The organism is Desulfarculaceae bacterium (genome assembly GCA_020444545.1).
Classification (GTDB): domain Bacteria; phylum Desulfobacterota; class Desulfarculia; order Desulfarculales; family Desulfarculaceae; genus Desulfoferula.
The window spans coordinates 86,785-101,151 of record JAHLKT010000001.1 but is presented as its reverse complement, the minus strand read 5'-3'; the positions used below and the strand labels follow the sequence as shown (position 1 = coordinate 101,151).

14 protein-coding genes are annotated in these 14,367 nt (G+C 63.8%); 1 reads left to right on the top strand and 13 read right to left on the bottom strand.

Annotation, left to right across the window (positions count from 1 at the left end):
- Positions 1-2: 2 nt before the first annotated feature.
- The 3 genes from thpR to KQH53_00485 all read right to left on the bottom strand — a co-directional run bounded on the left by thpR (position 3) and on the right by KQH53_00485 (position 3,225).
- Positions 3-593, bottom strand: a complete 591-nt coding sequence (gene thpR, locus KQH53_00495; protein MCB2225126.1) for an RNA 2',3'-cyclic phosphodiesterase — start codon at positions 591-593, stop codon at positions 3-5.
- The gene (locus KQH53_00490; protein MCB2225125.1) at positions 571-1,833 is read right to left on the bottom strand and encodes a CinA family nicotinamide mononucleotide deamidase-related protein; all 1,263 of its coding nucleotides are present in this window, start codon (positions 1,831-1,833) and stop codon (positions 571-573) included. The genes thpR and KQH53_00490 overlap by 23 nt, the downstream gene beginning before the upstream one ends.
- A 189-nt stretch (positions 1,834-2,022) precedes the next feature.
- Entirely contained in the window at positions 2,023-3,225 is a 1,203-nt protein-coding gene (locus KQH53_00485; protein ID MCB2225124.1) for a hypothetical protein, read from the bottom strand.
- Positions 3,226-3,318: 93 nt separating this feature from the next.
- Here KQH53_00485 and KQH53_00480 point away from each other — a divergent pair, with 93 nt between their 5' ends.
- Positions 3,319-3,510, top strand: coding sequence for a hypothetical protein (locus KQH53_00480; protein MCB2225123.1), 192 nt, complete (start codon positions 3,319-3,321; stop codon positions 3,508-3,510).
- Here KQH53_00480 and KQH53_00475 read toward each other — a convergent pair.
- From KQH53_00475 to KQH53_00430, 10 genes are all read right to left on the bottom strand, one after another.
- On the bottom strand, positions 3,507-3,932 hold the full coding sequence (locus KQH53_00475) for a DUF1178 family protein (protein MCB2225122.1): 426 nt from the start codon (positions 3,930-3,932) through the stop codon (positions 3,507-3,509). The genes KQH53_00480 and KQH53_00475 overlap by 4 nt on opposite strands.
- A 37-nt stretch (positions 3,933-3,969) precedes the next feature.
- Complete coding sequence (locus KQH53_00470; GenBank protein ID MCB2225121.1) at positions 3,970-4,791, bottom strand: hypothetical protein; 822 nt, start codon at positions 4,789-4,791, stop codon at positions 3,970-3,972.
- Positions 4,792-4,917: 126 nt separating this feature from the next.
- Positions 4,918-6,249: a glutamine synthetase family protein gene (locus KQH53_00465; protein ID MCB2225120.1), complete on the bottom strand. Its 1,332-nt coding sequence runs from the start codon at positions 6,247-6,249 to the stop codon at positions 4,918-4,920.
- A 365-nt stretch (positions 6,250-6,614) separates the two neighbouring features.
- The gene (locus KQH53_00460; GenBank protein ID MCB2225119.1) at positions 6,615-6,956 is read right to left on the bottom strand and encodes a P-II family nitrogen regulator; all 342 of its coding nucleotides are present in this window, start codon (positions 6,954-6,956) and stop codon (positions 6,615-6,617) included.
- A gap of 17 nt (positions 6,957-6,973) precedes the next feature.
- Positions 6,974-8,314 (bottom strand): ammonium transporter, encoded by a 1,341-nt coding sequence (locus tag KQH53_00455; protein ID MCB2225118.1) that lies wholly within the window; start codon positions 8,312-8,314, stop codon positions 6,974-6,976.
- Positions 8,315-8,386: 72 nt separating this feature from the next.
- Positions 8,387-9,160 (bottom strand): hypothetical protein, encoded by a 774-nt coding sequence (locus KQH53_00450; protein ID MCB2225117.1) that lies wholly within the window; start codon positions 9,158-9,160, stop codon positions 8,387-8,389.
- A gap of 254 nt (positions 9,161-9,414) precedes the next feature.
- The gene (gene nifA, locus KQH53_00445) at positions 9,415-10,980 is read right to left on the bottom strand and encodes a nif-specific transcriptional activator NifA (GenBank protein MCB2225116.1); all 1,566 of its coding nucleotides are present in this window, start codon (positions 10,978-10,980) and stop codon (positions 9,415-9,417) included.
- Between the two features lie 141 nt (positions 10,981-11,121).
- Complete coding sequence (locus KQH53_00440) at positions 11,122-12,846, bottom strand: NAD+ synthase (GenBank protein ID MCB2225115.1); 1,725 nt, start codon at positions 12,844-12,846, stop codon at positions 11,122-11,124.
- A 209-nt stretch (positions 12,847-13,055) separates the two neighbouring features.
- Positions 13,056-13,253, bottom strand: coding sequence for a hypothetical protein (locus KQH53_00435; GenBank protein MCB2225114.1), 198 nt, complete (start codon positions 13,251-13,253; stop codon positions 13,056-13,058).
- 36 nt (positions 13,254-13,289) lie between these two features.
- Positions 13,290-14,324: a DUF2333 family protein gene (locus tag KQH53_00430; GenBank protein ID MCB2225113.1), complete on the bottom strand. Its 1,035-nt coding sequence runs from the start codon at positions 14,322-14,324 to the stop codon at positions 13,290-13,292.
- Between the last annotated feature and the right edge of the window lie 43 nt (positions 14,325-14,367).

Sequence of the window (14,367 nt, the reverse complement as noted above, 5' to 3'; positions counted from 1 at the left end):
AGCTATCCTCCCGCGCCGTCCCCGAGGGTGGCGCCGAAAAGGGGCTTATAAATCGGCCCTGAACTGGTCAGGGTGCTTTGCATCAATACGGCCCGGTTGGCCGCGAACTCCGGCCCCCGGTGCCCGGCCAGGCCGGCCAGCTCTCGGCTGAGCGGCCCCAGGGGCGCGGCCTTTTTCTTGCCGCGCCGCTCGCGCACGCGGCCCAGGGTCAGGTGGGCCTTGAAGGCCCGCGTTTCGGGCTCGAAGCCCAGGGGCTGGTTGGCCGCCTGTATGGCCTTGGCCTGCTCAGCCAGTTCCTCGATCATGCCCGCCAGGCCTAGCCAAATCACCCGGGGCTTCTTGATCCCCGGGAAGGCTCCGCAGCCGGTAATGGCCAGCTTCAGGGGCGGACGGCCCGCGCAGGCTCGAGCCAGGGCGGCCTCCAGGCCCGGTTGCCGCTCCGGCTCCACCTCGCCCAAAAATTGGAGCGTGAGGTGCAGGTTCTCCGGGGCCACCCATTTCACGTCCGCCCCGGCGGACTTGAGCTCTTTGATCAGCCCGGCGGCGTGCTCCTTCACCGCCGGGGGCATCTCAAGGGCGATGAAGCAGCGCATGGTCTTCCAAATAGCGCCGCAGCAGGTCCAGGGCGGTGTGGGCGCTCAGCTGCTTTATCTGCGCGCGGCTGTCCGCGAAGGCCAAGAAACGCCGGTGCAGGGTCTTGACCCCGCCCTCGGCGGCCAGGCCGAAGAACACGGTGCCCACCGGCTTTTCCGGTGTGCCGCCGTCGGGCCCGGCGATGCCGGTGACCGACAGGCCTATGTCCGTGCCCGCCTCGCGGCGCGCGCCCTCGGCCATCTCGGCCGCGGTCTCGGCGCTCACCGCGCCATGGGCCTCCAGGGTCTCGGGACTCACGCCCAACAGCTCCATCTTGGCCCGGTTGGAGTAGGTGACCAGGCCGCGCTCGAAAAAGGCGCTGGACCCGGCCACGCCGGTGACCAGGTGGCCGATGAGACCGCCGGTGCAGGACTCGGCCAGGGCCAGGGTCAGCTTCTCGGCGATCATGCGTTGGGCCACCACGTCGGCCAGGGTGTCCGCGCCGTGAGCCACCACCAAACCTTCCAAACGGTGGGACGCCTCGTCCACCAGGCGTTCCAGCAGGGCGGCGGCTGCCTCCGGTTGGCGGCTACGGGTGCTCAGCACCACCTGCTCGCAGGGGAACACCGGGTAGAAGCCCACCGTCACCTCGGGGTAGCCCGAGGTGAGGCCCGCCAGCCTGAGGCCGATCTGGCTCTCGCCCAGGCCGAAGACGGTGAACTTGCGGCTCACCGCCACCTGCTCGGGCGCGAAGCGCTGCACCAGGGCGGGCAGCACCAGCCGCTCCAAAAGGCGGCGGTTCTCCTCCGGCACCCCGGGGAGGAAGTATACCGGCTGGTCGCCCGGAGTGGTGAGCCGGAATCCGGCGCAGGCCTTGTCCAGCACCTCGGCCCCTTGGGGCAGCTGGGCCATGCGCTCCACCCCGGGCGGCAGGTTGCGCCCCACCGCCGCGAAGCACTCGCGCAGGTTGTCGATCATGCGTCGGCTCTCGGCCAGGGCCAGGCCGAAGTGGCGGGCCGCGGCGGAGGCGGTTATGTCGTCTTCCGTGGCCCCCAAGCCGCCGCTGACCAACACGAAGTCGGCCGAGGCCAGGGCCTGGTCCAAGGCCCCGGCGATGGCTTCCATGTCGTCGCCCACCATGAGCACCGAGCCGAAGCGGAAGCCCAGGGGGCTTAGGCGGCTCAGGGCGAAACGGGAGTTGGTGTCGGCCACCCGGCCGCTGACCAGCTCGTCGCCGATGCAGATGATCGCCCCGCGCATAGCGCCTCGCTCCGTGTTGCCCCGCCCCCGGATAACCGGCTCCAAACCGCCGGTCATTCTCGAAAATTCCAGCTTTTCAAGCTATCAAGGGGGGTGGTCTTTGTCAACCGGCGGAGGGGCCGGGGCCTCGCCTGGAACGGCCCTTGTCCGTGGCCGCCGTACCTTCCCGCCGTTGGGGCCCGCACCGGATCAATCCTCGCTCTTGACCGATTCCTCCAGGTCTAGAATCGAGGCTTGGCCTACGTAGGGCTTGTTCTTGTAAGTTTTGATTTTGTCTAATTTATTTATTATGCTGGCGAGCTTGCGCGCGGCAAGGCCGATCTGCTCCAACTGCTCTTTTCCCTCCAGGGAGAAGGAGAGGTCGAGTTGCATGATTTCCGACATGCCGAGTATCACTTGCAGGGGTTGGGTGAGTTCGTGATAGACCATGCCCACGGTTTCCAAGGCGGCGTTCAGCTTTTCTTGTTCGAGCAGGGCCTGATGCTCTCTTGCGATGGGGGTGAGGTCCTCGAAGATGATTATGGTCCCGGTGAATTTATCGCTGATGTCGAGGCTCTTGGTTATGGTGACCCCCAAGAGCTTGGTTTGGTCCAGGATGTTGATCTCTTTCGTAAAATGAGTGTTTTTCAGGCCTTCATTTTTGCAACGGTCCAGCTCCCGGGGCAGCCAAGGCAATAGGTCGAACAGGGCGACCGCGTCCAGGCGCCCCTGGTCGGCGGCCGCATGTTTTGGGGATATTTCCTCGGGCGGGGCGTAATAATGCCCCCCGGCCAGGGCCTCTCCCCGTAAAAACATGGCCGCGGCCAGGTTCATGTTGTCGATGGTTTCGTCCGGGTTGAGGATGATTACCGGCAGCGGAATGCTCTCGAAAATGGTCAGGTACTTGTTTTTTTCGTTGGTCATGAACCGGTTGCCGGCTTGCAACTCACTCAACGACTGCCCCGGGCTTTTGTCCGCCCATTCGGCGACAAAGCTGATCTCAATGCGATCGAAGACCCGGTTGAGGAAAAGGGCGTGGCGCGCCAAGGTGTCAGGCGGCCAGTCCTGGGCGGCCAGCAAGTCCAGGTAGGATTGGCGGTAGTACTTCATCAGCCCCAGGAACATGGGCAGAGGCACGCCCCGCCGGCGGTGTTTTTGGGCTTCATAAATGCCGAAGCGGGCCACCGGGTCGTCGGCAAACTCCTCTTCGGGCGAGAGCTCCGGAATATCCGGGTAATTTTGGATGGCCGTTAGAATAGATTCCGAAAGCCCGGATATGGACAAGCGCCAGGCCTCCATCAGGGTGGAGGTGTACATGGTATAGTCGTGTTCCTTGGCATAGGCAAGGATCCGGGCCATCAGCCATTCTTCATTATTGGCAATAATCTCTGATAATTTTTTCATCTTATGCAATCCGTGGACAGGCAGTTGCGTAGTTATTAATATGATGACATTTCCCGGCGGGAAGTTGTGAACTATATCTTGTCTAGATTTTGGGGAGTGGGTATGCGTTGGTGCGATCTCAGCTGTCCGGAAGCCAGCTTCCCCCGCGACGAGGCGGTGGACGGCGCGGGTTCCTGCCGCACCTTCGCGGCCCTCTACTGCGCCAAGCTGAAACGTCTGGTAGCCAAAAACGCGCCCTGCGCGGCCGAGGCGGCCGGGCAGGGCAGGCAAAAGCCCCGGGAGACCGAGACCTAGTCGTCTTCCTCGCTGCTGTCGCTTTGGGGCGGCGCCTCGGTTCCCACCTTGAAGAAGTCCACGCCCTCTTCTTGGAGCATTTTCTCTTCCTCGCTGGTGGAGACCCCCCGGATGTTGCGCGACTCGCTGACCCCGTAGTGGATCTTGAGCGCCTCCTTGGCGAACTGCGGCCCCACGTCCTCGAAGTTTTCCTGGAAATAGCGCTGCAAGGAGCGGCCCAGCATCTTGGCCGCCTTCTCGTGGTCCGCCTGGCTGCGTCCCTTGGAGATGGCAAAGGCCGAGGGCACCCGTTTCACCGCTTCGCTGCCGCACACCGGGCAGGCGACCAGCTTCTTCTTTAGCTGCTTTTCCAGGTCCTTGAGGTCGTCGAACCAACCTTCAAAGGCGTGACCCTGGTCGCACTGGAGGTCAAAGACGATCATAAACCCTTTATATCACGGACAAGCTGCCCTTCCCAGCCTATTCGGGGCGGGGAGGCAGCCAGCGGCGGCGGCCCAGGATGATGAAGCCGGTGTGGCCGCGCATGGCGTGGGAGGGGCGCACCGAAGGCGGCCGCACCTGCCAGTAGCGCTGCATGGCCTCGAAGGAGCTGGGCAGGCAGAAGGCGCGCTCGTTTTGCAGGGCCTCCATCTGGCGCATGAGCTGCATGGCCGTGGGAAGATAGGCCGCCCAGATGCCGCCGGGCCGCACCGCTTCGGAGGCGCCCTCCATGAGGGTCCAGGGCTCGGGGATGTCACTAAACATGCGGTCGCAGTCGTATTCGCCGAAGCCGTCTTCCACCGGGTTGGCCATCACCGGCTCCCAGCGCTCCAGGAACTCCTCCCCCAGATAGGCGGCCACGTTCTTCTTGGTGCGGTTGAGGTGATCGCGGCGCACGTCGAAGCTGATCAGGCGTCCGGTGGGCCCCAAGGCTCTGAGCAGGGACATGGTGAGGGCGCCGTGGCCGGTGCCCACCTCGATCACGGTCATGCCGGGCGCCACGTCGCCGAAAAAAAGTAACAGGGCCAGGTCCTTGGGGAAGATCACCTGGGCCTGGCGGGGCATGTTCATCACCACCTGCTCCAGGGTGGGCACGAACACCAGGTAGTGGCGGCGCTGGGGGGTGACCAGCAGCTCTCCGGAGTGCAGGTTGGCCAGGGTGGGGTGGTCCAGCATCTCGCCCTTGAGGCGCACCTTGAGCAAAGGGTCCGGCACCTGGATCAAATATTGCCGGTCCTTTTCGTCCACCAGGAGAAGATGGTCTCCCGGCGCGTGCAGGCTTTGGTTTTCTTCTGGCGGCAAGGGCGGCTCCGGGTTGGGGTTCACGCCGCTTTATAGCCTATGCGGCGTCGGCTTGCAAAGCCCGGCGCAAAAAAACCGGGGAGCCCCGAAGGGCTCCCCGGCGGGATGCTTGCATAGAGCCGAAAGCTACAGGATGGAGAGGTAGCGGTCCAGCTCCCAGTCGGTGACGTACAGACGGAAGGCGTCCCACTCGGCGGTCTTGTTCTCCAGGAACTTCTCGAACACGTGATCGCCCAGGGTTTCCTTGACCAGCGAGCTCTTGGCGGTCAGCGCGATGGCGTCGCCCAGGGTGGCGGGCAGGGCGCTGATCTTGTGCTTCTTGAGCTGCTTGGCGTTCATCTCGAAGATGTCTTCCTCGACCGGAGCGGCCAGCTCGTAGCCCTCTTCCATGCCCTTCATGCCGGCGGCCAGCATGACCGCGAAGGCCAGGTAGGGGTTGCAGGCGGGGTCGGGGCAGCGCAGCTCGCAGCGGGTGGCCATCTCCTTGCCGGGCTTGTACATGGGCACGCGCACCAGGGCGGAGCGGTTGCGGCGGGCCCAGGCCACGTACACCGGGGCCTCATAGCCGGGCACCAGGCGCTTGTAGCTGTTGACCCACTGGGCGATGATGGAGGTGAACTCCGGGGCGTGCTTCAGCAGGCCCGCGATGTAGCTCTTGCCTTCCTTGCTCAGGCCGAACTCATCCTTGGCGTCGAAGAACAGGTTCTTCTTGCCCTTGAACAGGCTCTGGTGGGTGTGCATACCCGAGCCGTTCTCGCCGAAGACCGGCTTGGGCATGAAGGTCGCGTACACGCCGTGCATCATGGCGATCTCTTTGACCGTCAGGCGGTAGGTCATGGCGGCGTCGGCCATTTGCAGGGCCTCGGCGTAGCGCAGGTCGATCTCGTGCTGGCTGGGGGCCACCTCGTGGTGGGAGTACTCCACGGTGATGCCCAGCTTCTCGAGCGCCAGGATGGTGTCGCGGCGAAGGTCGCTGGCCACGTCCAGGGGGGTCAGGTCGAAGTAGCCGCCCTCGTCCAGGTACTCGGTGCCGTAGGCGTCCTTGAAGTAGAAGAACTCGAGTTCCGGGCCCACGTACATGGTGTAGCCCTTGTCGGCGGCCTTTTTCAGCTGACGCTTGAGCACGTAGCGGGGGTCGCCCTCATAGGGGGTGCCGTCGGGGTTGAGCACGTCGGTGAACATGCGGGCCACGGCGCCGCTTTCCTGGTTGCGCCAGGGCAGCAGCTGGAAGGTGGAGATGTCGGGCATGGCGATCATGTCCGACTCGTCGATGCGCGCGAAGCCTTGGATGGAAGAGCCGTCAAAGCCCATACCCTCCGAAAGCGCCGTCTCCAGCTCGTTGGGGGTGATGGCGAAGCTCTTCATCACGCCCAGAATGTCGGTGAACCATAGGCGGATGAACTTAACGTTGTTGTCCTTTACCGCCTTAAGGACGCCTTCTTTGGTCATTTTTGCCATGCTCGTATTCCTCCTTGAGATCAAATGGGCTTGACCTTGGCCGCGGGTTTCGCCCCGAAGGCCAACCTGGCCAGGGCTTATCGGAGCGGCACTTTACAAATTTGGTAGCTCTGGAATGACTAAGCAATTTCCGAGCCAAACCAGGTGCCGCTGCCTAACTGTGTGAATTGCTGGCTATATCTCCAGAAAGCCCCGGAAAGAGGCCTTCGTAACCCTACCGATCGGTATGCTGAATTTAGGCTAAAACTACCAAATGGTAGGTGCCCTCAATGCGGGGCGACCAACCAGTTGTTAATCCCCAGCATATACGGGCCCGGGAGGCCATGCAAGCCTCCCGAGCCCGGTAAGTGGTTCAGGTTTCGGCCCTAGCCCATGGCGGGCGGGCCCTGCTCGCCGGTGCGGATGCGGATGGATTCCTCCATCGGCAGCACGAACATGACGCCGTCGCCGATCTCGCCGGTGCGGGCGCCCTTGATGATGGCCGCCTTGGCCGACTCCACGAAGTCGTCGTTGAGGCCGATCTCGATGCGCACCTTCTTGAGGAGGTTTACTTCCTGTGCGACGCCGCGGTAAGTCTCGGAGAAGCCGCGCTGGCGGCCCGAGCCCACGATGTTGGTGACCGACATGTTGAACACCTCGGCTTCGTACAGGGCCTGCTTCACGTCGTTCAAGCGCTCGGGCTTGATGTAGGCGATTATCATTTTCATTGACCTTCCCCTCCTTTCTACCTGGTGGTGAAGATCTGGAAGTCGGAGTAGGCTTCCATACCGTGTTCTTCAATGTCCAGACCGCGGACTTCCTCTTCCTTGGTCACGCGCAGGCCCATGATGGCCTTCACCGCCAGGAATACCACCGCCATGCACACCATGGCAAACACGGCGCAGACAACGGTGCCCATGATCTGGATGCCCAACTGGGTGAAGCCGCCGCCATGCAGCAGGCCGTCGTTGCCCAGGCCCAGGGCCTTCTGGCCCCAGATGCCCACCGCAATGGTGCCCCACATGCCGTTGAAGGCGTGGACCGGCACCGCACCCACCGGGTCGTCGATGTGCAGCTTGTCCAACAGGCTCACGCCCATGACCACGATGCCGCCGGCGATGAGGCCGATGACGATGGCGGCCCAGGGGCTGACCACGGCGCAGGGCGCGGTGATGGCCACCAGGCCCGCCAGGGCGCCGTTCATGCACATGGTGAGGTCAGGCTTGCCGTACATGGCCCACACCAGGAACATGGCTCCCATGGCGCCGGCCGCGGCGGCCAGGTTGGTGTTGATGGTGATAAGGGCGATGGCCATGGCGTTTTCGGTGCCCGAGGCGGCCAGCTGGCTGCCGGGGTTGAACCCGAACCAACCGAACCACAGGATGAACACACCGAGGGCGGCCAAGGGGATGTTGTGACCGGCCAGGACGCGGCTCTTGCCGTCCGGGCCGTAGCGGCCGATGCGGGGGCCGAGGATGATGGCGCCGACCAGGCCAACCCAGCCACCGGTGCCGTGCACGATGGTGGAGCCGGCGAAGTCGAAGAAGCCCATCTCGGACAGCCAGCCGCCGCCCCAGGTCCAGTGACCGATGATGGGGTAGATGATGGCCGTCAGCAGCGCGGTCGCTATCAGATAGCTGGGGAACTTGGTGCGCTCGGCCATGACGCCCGAGACGATGGTGGCGGCGGTGCCGCAGAAGACCGCCTGGAACATCCAGGAGGCCCAGATCGGCAGGCCTTCACTGGCCAGGCCGGAGAGGCCGAAGCCGCTCATGCCGATAAAGCTGTTGCCTTCGCCGAACATGAAGGCATATCCTACGAGGAAGTAGAGAATGCTGGCGAACGCGAAGTCCATGAAGTTCTTGGCGAGGATGTTGGCCGCGTTCTTGGCCCGGGTTAGGCCGGCTTCCACCATGGCGAACCCAGGCTGCATGAAGAAGACCAAGTAGGCCGCCAATAGCACCCAGACCGTGTCCAGGTCGTTTACCTTGGGTGCTTTGGCGGCCTCTTCTGCCCAGGCGGGCAGGGCGGTCAAGAGCCCCACTCCCGTCAGGGTGATCAGAGAAGCCATCACGCGCTTGATCATTTCCCAACTGCTCCTTTGGAAACGGCCCGGCCGGGGTGCCTATCCGGCCGGGCCTCGGTTTCTAATCCGTCTTTAGAACGAGGCGCCCAGCACCACGCCGAAGTAAACGTTGTTGTCGTCCTGGAGCGGCTTCATGTTGTCCTTGATGTCGCCGTCGACCAGGCCGGTGAAGACCACCTGCGGGGTGACCGTGAAGTACTCAGCAAAGCTGAAGGGCAGGGAGATGTAGCCGCTGTAGTCGGTGAAACCGCTCTTGTCGGTCCCGTTGTAGTAGAACTCGTTGTTGTCGTCGCTGCCGTAGGCAATGCTGGCGCCCACGTTCAGGGCCCAGGTGATGCCGTCGCCGAGCTTGGGAAGATCCAGGGCGTAGTCCAGGGCGCCCAGGACGTAGAAGCCGTTGGACTCCTGGACGTCCTTGTAGATGGTCAGGCTGGGGGTGACGATCCAGTTGTAGCTGACGCCAGCGTAGAACTCGGTGGTGTCGGCCAGGGTGCTGCCCGGGAAGGTGTAGCGGATGACGCCCACCGGGATGGAGAAGGCGCCCAGGTCAAAGGTGTAGTCCACGGTCAGGTCGATCTCGTCGATCTCGTTCTGGCGGCCGTTCTGGTCGGTCAGCATGTAGTCGGCCCAGGCGTTGAAGCTGAAGCCGCCGACGCCCGCGGTAAAGGAGGGCTGGGCTACCCAGTCGTCCACCACCACGATGCCGCGCCACACGTACTTGCTGTTGAAGCCGACCTCGAGGTCAACCGTGGGGGTCAGTTTGGCTTGGGCCGGGGTGGCGGCGGCGAAGGTGCCAGGGATCGCCAGGCTCAAGGCCAACAACATACAGATTACCAACTTCTTCATAACTCATTTCCTCCTGATGTGCTCTGTGCTCTCTAGTTAAGGCCCTCGGCCAGCCAAGCCTTTGGGCCGTTTATCTGTCCACTGGGGAACGCTTCTGGGGTTTCCTAATGGCAAAGTGTGTGCCAGAGCTGCACAGGAGGCGATCAAGTTATATAACTTGTTAAATTATCACGCGAAAAAAAATCGCCCCCAAAATGGGGGCGAGATTGGCGGGCCCGGAAAGGCTACCGATTGGTATGAAAAGAGGGGTTAATCTACTTTTTCGTACGGAAGCGCCGAGGGTCGATGCCGTACTTTCTCACCCTGAGACCCATGAGCCGCTCGCTGATTCCCAGGCTGCGGGCGGCCGAGGCCTTGTTGCCCCGGGAGTTCTTCAGCGCGTCGGCGATTAGCTCGCGCTCCACGTTCTCCATGGTGGACTTGAGGGTCCCCTGGTGGATGGTGCCCGAGGCCTCGGCGGTTTGCAGGGTGGGGGGCAGGTGGTGCCCGTGGATCACCTCGTCGGAGGACAGGATCACCGCGCGCTCGATGTAGTTCTCCAGCTCGCGCACGTTGCCCGGCCAGTGATAGGACATGAGCATGTCGATGGCCGGGGTGGAGATGCGCCGGATGGTCTTGCTGTTGGTCCGGCTGAAGCGCTCGGAAAAGTAGTTGGCCAACAGAAGCACGTCCGTGCCGCGCTCCCTGAGGGGCGGCACGTGGATGGGGAACACGTTGAGCCGGTAGTAGAGGTCCTGGCGGAAGGTGCTGGTTTCCAAGAGCTTTTCCAGGTCGCGGTTGGTGGCGGCGATGACCCGCACGTCGCTCTTGATGGTCTCGGTGCCGCCCACCCGCTCGAACTCGCGCTCCTGGAGCACGCGCAGCAGTTTGACCTGGGTGGCCGGGGAGAGGTCGCCCACCTCGTCCAGGAAGATGGTGCCCCCGTCGGCCAGCTCGAAGCGGCCCTTGCGCTGGTTGTGCGCCCCGGTGAAGGCGCCCTTTTCGTGGCCGAATAGCTCGGATTCGATGACGCTTTCCGGCAGGGCCGCGCAGTTCACCTTGATGAAGGGCTTGGAGGCCCGGAGGCTGTTGTAGTGGATGGCGTGGGCCACCAGCTCCTTGCCGGTGCCGCTTTCGCCCCGGATGAGCACCGTGGTGCCCACTTGGCAGACCTGGGCGATGAGGTCGTAGACCATCTGCATGGCCTTGGACTTGCCGATGATGTTGGCCGGGTGGAAGCGGTCCTTGAGGCTTTCCTGGAGGCGCAGGTTCTCCTCGCGCAGGCGTTGCTGCTCCTCGGCCACTTCCTGCCTGAGGCGCACCGCTTGGGCGATCATGGAGCCGATCACCGACAACAGGCGCACGTCCTCTTCCAGGCTGATGGCGTCGGAGAACAGGCGGTCGGCGCTGAGCGCGCCCACCACCTCGTTGCCCAGCTTGATGGGCACGCAGATGAAGGAGATGTCGTTCTTGTCCAGCTTGGAGCGCGCCCCGGTGCGGTCCAGGAAGTGGGGCTCCTCGTTGATGTGCTCCACAACCATGGGCCGGCCCGACTGCACCACCTGGCCGGTGACGCCCTCGCCGAGCTGGTAGCGGCCGCGCTCACGCTGCTTGGCGCTGAGGCCGTGGGCCGCCTCGATCATGATCTCCCCGGTCTCGCGGTTGAGCAGGGTGATGGTGCCGCGCATCATGCCCATGTGGTTGGCCATGAGCTCCAGGACCGGGGCCACCACGTCCCTCAGGTCCATGCTGCGTTCCAGGGTGGTGCTTATGTCGAAAAGCAGAGACAGCTCCTTGAGCTGCCGCTGATAAGTCCCGTTAGGGGCGGTTTCAGGTGACATTCGCCGCTCTCATTTTGCTTGTGGCTACTGCTTGGTACGAAATAATGGGCAAACGTACCACTAGGTAGGCACAAATTCAACGCATAACATTTTTGTAAATAAGAATTTTCCCACCTAGGGGTGGGTTCGGGCCTCAGCGCCTTAGTTTCGGCGGTCGAAGCCGGGGCGGTAGTGGTTGGTGATGGGCAGGCGGCGGTCGCGGCCAAAGGCCTTGGGCGTGATCTTCACCCCGGGCGGGGCCTGGCGGCGCTTGTACTCGTTGATGTCCACCAGGCGGATGATGTCCCGCACCATGGCGAAGTCGTGGCCCAGGGCCACGATCTCGTCCAGGACCATGTCCTCTTCCACGTAGGCCCTGAGGATGGGATCGAGCACTTCGTAGGGGGGCAGGGAGTCGCTGTCCTTTTGGTCGGGCCGAAGCTCGGCCGAGGGCGGCCGCTCGATGGTGCTGGCCGGGATCAGCTCGCGCCCGGCGGATTCGTTTACATGGGCGGCCAGCTCGTAGACCAGGGTCTTGGGCACGTCCTTGATCACCGCGAAGCCCCCGGCCATGTCGCCGTACAGGGTGCAGTAGCCCACCGCGGTCTCGCTCTTGTTGCCCGTGGTCAAGACCAGCCAGCCGAAACGGTTGGACAGGGCCATGAGTATGTTGCCCCGGATGCGCGCCTGGAGGTTTTCGTGCTCCACCCCGGGCGCGCCCGGCCCGAAGGCTTCGCGCATCTCGTCCAAATAGATGTGGTAGATGTGGGCCACGGGCACGGTGATCAGCTGGATGCCCAGGTTGGCGGCCAAGAGCTCGGCGTCCGAGCGGGTCTCGTTGCTGGTGAACTGGCTGGGCATGGTCACGCCGGTGACGTTTTCCACCCCCAGGGCCTCCACGGCCACCGCCGCGGTGAAGGCGCTGTCGATGCCCCCGGACAGGCCCAGCACCACCCGCTTGAAGCCGTTCTTCTTTATGTAATCCCGGGTGCCCAAAACCAGGGCCTGGTAGGTCTCGGCCAGGTAGCCCATCTCCGGGGCGCACACCGGGGCCAGGGGAGCGGCGGGCCGCTCGCCCTCCAGGGGCAGCTCCACCACCCGCACCCGTGGGTCGCTGGTCAGGCTGGGCAGCTCCGCCGCCGGGGGCAGCTCCAGGTCCACGATCTGCAAATCTTGAACAAAGCGCGGCGAGCAGGCCAGGGTATGGCCCTCCGGGCTCTCGGCCAGGCAGCCGCCGTCGAATACCAGCTCATCCTGGCCGCCCACCAGATTGTTGTAGAACACGTAGGACCCGGTGGCCGCCGCGAAGCGGGCCACGATGTCCTTGCGTTCGTCCAGCTTGCCCGCGTGGAAGGGCGAGGCAGAGATGTTGAGCGTCACCTGAGCCTGGTGCTTCCGGGCGCAAAGCTCGCACTCATCGCCGGCCACCCACACATCCTCGCAGATGGTGAGCATGAGGCGCGCGCCGCCCAGGTCCAGGAGCAGGCAGTCATTGCCCGGCGCGAAGTAGCGCTTCTCGTCGAACACCCCGTAGTTGGGCAGCTCCTTCTTGCGGTACACCGCCCGGACCTCGCCTTTGCTGATCACCGCGGCGGCGTTGTAGCACAGCCCCTGCTCCAGGTCCGCGTCGGCAAAGCCCACCACCAGGTTGATGGGCGGGCACTGGGCGGCCAGCTCCCGCACCGCGGCCATGGAGTCCATGAGGAAGCGCGGCTTGAGCAGGAGATCCTCGGGCGGATAGCCGATCACGGCCAGCTCGGGGAAGGTGACCAGATGGGCCCCGGCCTGATGGGCCCGGCGGGCGTAGTCAAGGATCAGCTCCTGGTTGGCGCTGATGTCGCCCACCGTGGGGTTTATCTGGGCTTGGGCGATGCGGAGGGTGGGCATTGGCTAGTTCACGCGAATAGCGAGGCCGGCTGTGCCAGCCACCGGCATACTGTGTTGCCGGCTGCGCTCCAACCTCGACGTAGCTTCAGCTACGCCTCCGGTTGTCGCTTGCCGGACGCCTTGTCTGCCGGCGCCTGGCTTCGCCGATTTGGATGAGGTTTTCATGAACATTCGATCGGCTGCTGAGCCTGCTCCACGATAAAGGGCCGCTAGTCGTTCTTGCGCACGAACCAGAAGCAGGGCTTGTCTTCCGGCGCGGGCAGGGGCAGCTCCAAATAGCCCTGGGAGTAGTAAAGCTCCTCCCAGGCGGCCTCGGCGGCCACGTCGGCATTGGTGCAGCGGATCAGCTCCTTTTCCAGATCCAACTCTTCGCAAAACAAACACTGGGGACAACGCAGGTTGGTCATGGCAGAAATCGGCGGACCCTTCCCTATGGCCGGAGCCTAGCGCTCCAGCATCTGCTGGAGGTTGATCATCTTCTGGCGCACGTTTTCCAGGGTGGCCATCAGCTTGAGGCTGTGGTTGGCGAAAATGCTGTCCCGCGATCCGTTGAGCACCACCAGGGGCTCGAAGTGGGCCAGCCTGAGCTCGTCCACGATGGTGTCCATCAGCTCGCTGGAGCGCTTGAGCTCGATCACGTCGCGGAACTCCCAGCGCACCGCCAGCATCGCCTCGTACATGGCGTAGGCCACGCCCCGGCCGAAGTAGAAATTGTCGTCGATCTGGGACCAGGGCACCGCCACCCTCATGCGCTTCTCGCCCTGCTGGGTTGCGTCGCCGGCGGTCTCCTCGCTCAGGCGCTCCCCCACGTCGCGGGGGGCGTTGGCCAGCCGGGTGTCCACCCCGCCCAAGAGGCTGGTGAACTGGTCCAAGAGCTCGATGAGGTTGTCGACCCGGGGGTAGAAGTGGCTGGTGCCCTTGATCAGGCCCTGGCGGTAGAGCCCCAAGGCCCGCACCCCGTCGCTGAGCTTGCTCTCGGCCGCCGGGAATATCCACAGATGGGGATTGTTGGAAAAATCGGTGAAGGCCCGGTCCGCGTGCTTGTCGATGCGGTCGGTGGTGCGCTGGCGCGATAGCTTATCGCGGAGCGCCCGGGTGCAGTAGCGCAGAACTTCCAACTCGCCGAGCTGGAAGTTCTGGGGATTGTCCATGAGCACCGAGGGGTAGATCACGTCGTTGGGCAGCCAGGCGCCCAGCATGTTGTTGCCCAGGGTGACAAGGGTGTCGCTGAACACCACGCCCGAGGTATTGAGGGCCGGCATCTCCGAAGGCGCGTTGGCCGGGGGGGCGGGGTTGAAAAACTCGGGGAAGGCGCGGTTGTACTCGTACCACATGACGAAGGGCGCGCAGACGAAGTAGAGCACCACCACCAATAGTACGGCCCGCCAGACGCGGCCGCCGGGGCCCAGGCCGGAGCCGAAGGGATTCAGCCACCCGGCGCGCCGGGGCTCGCCGTCATTCAGCTTGTCCTTGGCCATGAGCTTTCCTCCCCTTGCTTTCGTCCCGGCGGGTCTTCTCTAT

Coding starts and splice junctions, on each gene's coding strand:
- KQH53_00465 (MCB2225120.1), bottom strand. CDS start 6,249: ATGGCAAAAATGACCAAAGAAGGCGTCCTTAAGGCGGTAAAGGACAAC.
- KQH53_00435 (MCB2225114.1), bottom strand. CDS start 13,253: ATGACCAACCTGCGTTGTCCCCAGTGTTTGTTTTGCGAAGAGTTGGAT.
- KQH53_00450 (MCB2225117.1), bottom strand. CDS start 9,160: ATGAAGAAGTTGGTAATCTGTATGTTGTTGGCCTTGAGCCTGGCGATC.
- KQH53_00460 (MCB2225119.1), bottom strand. CDS start 6,956: ATGAAAATGATAATCGCCTACATCAAGCCCGAGCGCTTGAACGACGTG.
- KQH53_00475 (MCB2225122.1), bottom strand. CDS start 3,932: ATGATCGTCTTTGACCTCCAGTGCGACCAGGGTCACGCCTTTGAAGGT.
- KQH53_00480 (MCB2225123.1), top strand. CDS start 3,319: ATGCGTTGGTGCGATCTCAGCTGTCCGGAAGCCAGCTTCCCCCGCGAC.
- KQH53_00455 (MCB2225118.1), bottom strand. CDS start 8,314: ATGATCAAGCGCGTGATGGCTTCTCTGATCACCCTGACGGGAGTGGGG.
- KQH53_00440 (MCB2225115.1), bottom strand. CDS start 12,846: ATGCCCACCCTCCGCATCGCCCAAGCCCAGATAAACCCCACGGTGGGC.
- thpR (MCB2225126.1), bottom strand. CDS start 593: ATGCGCTGCTTCATCGCCCTTGAGATGCCCCCGGCGGTGAAGGAGCAC.
- nifA (MCB2225116.1), bottom strand. CDS start 10,980: ATGTCACCTGAAACCGCCCCTAACGGGACTTATCAGCGGCAGCTCAAG.
- KQH53_00490 (MCB2225125.1), bottom strand. CDS start 1,833: ATGCGCGGGGCGATCATCTGCATCGGCGACGAGCTGGTCAGCGGCCGG.
- KQH53_00430 (MCB2225113.1), bottom strand. CDS start 14,324: ATGGCCAAGGACAAGCTGAATGACGGCGAGCCCCGGCGCGCCGGGTGG.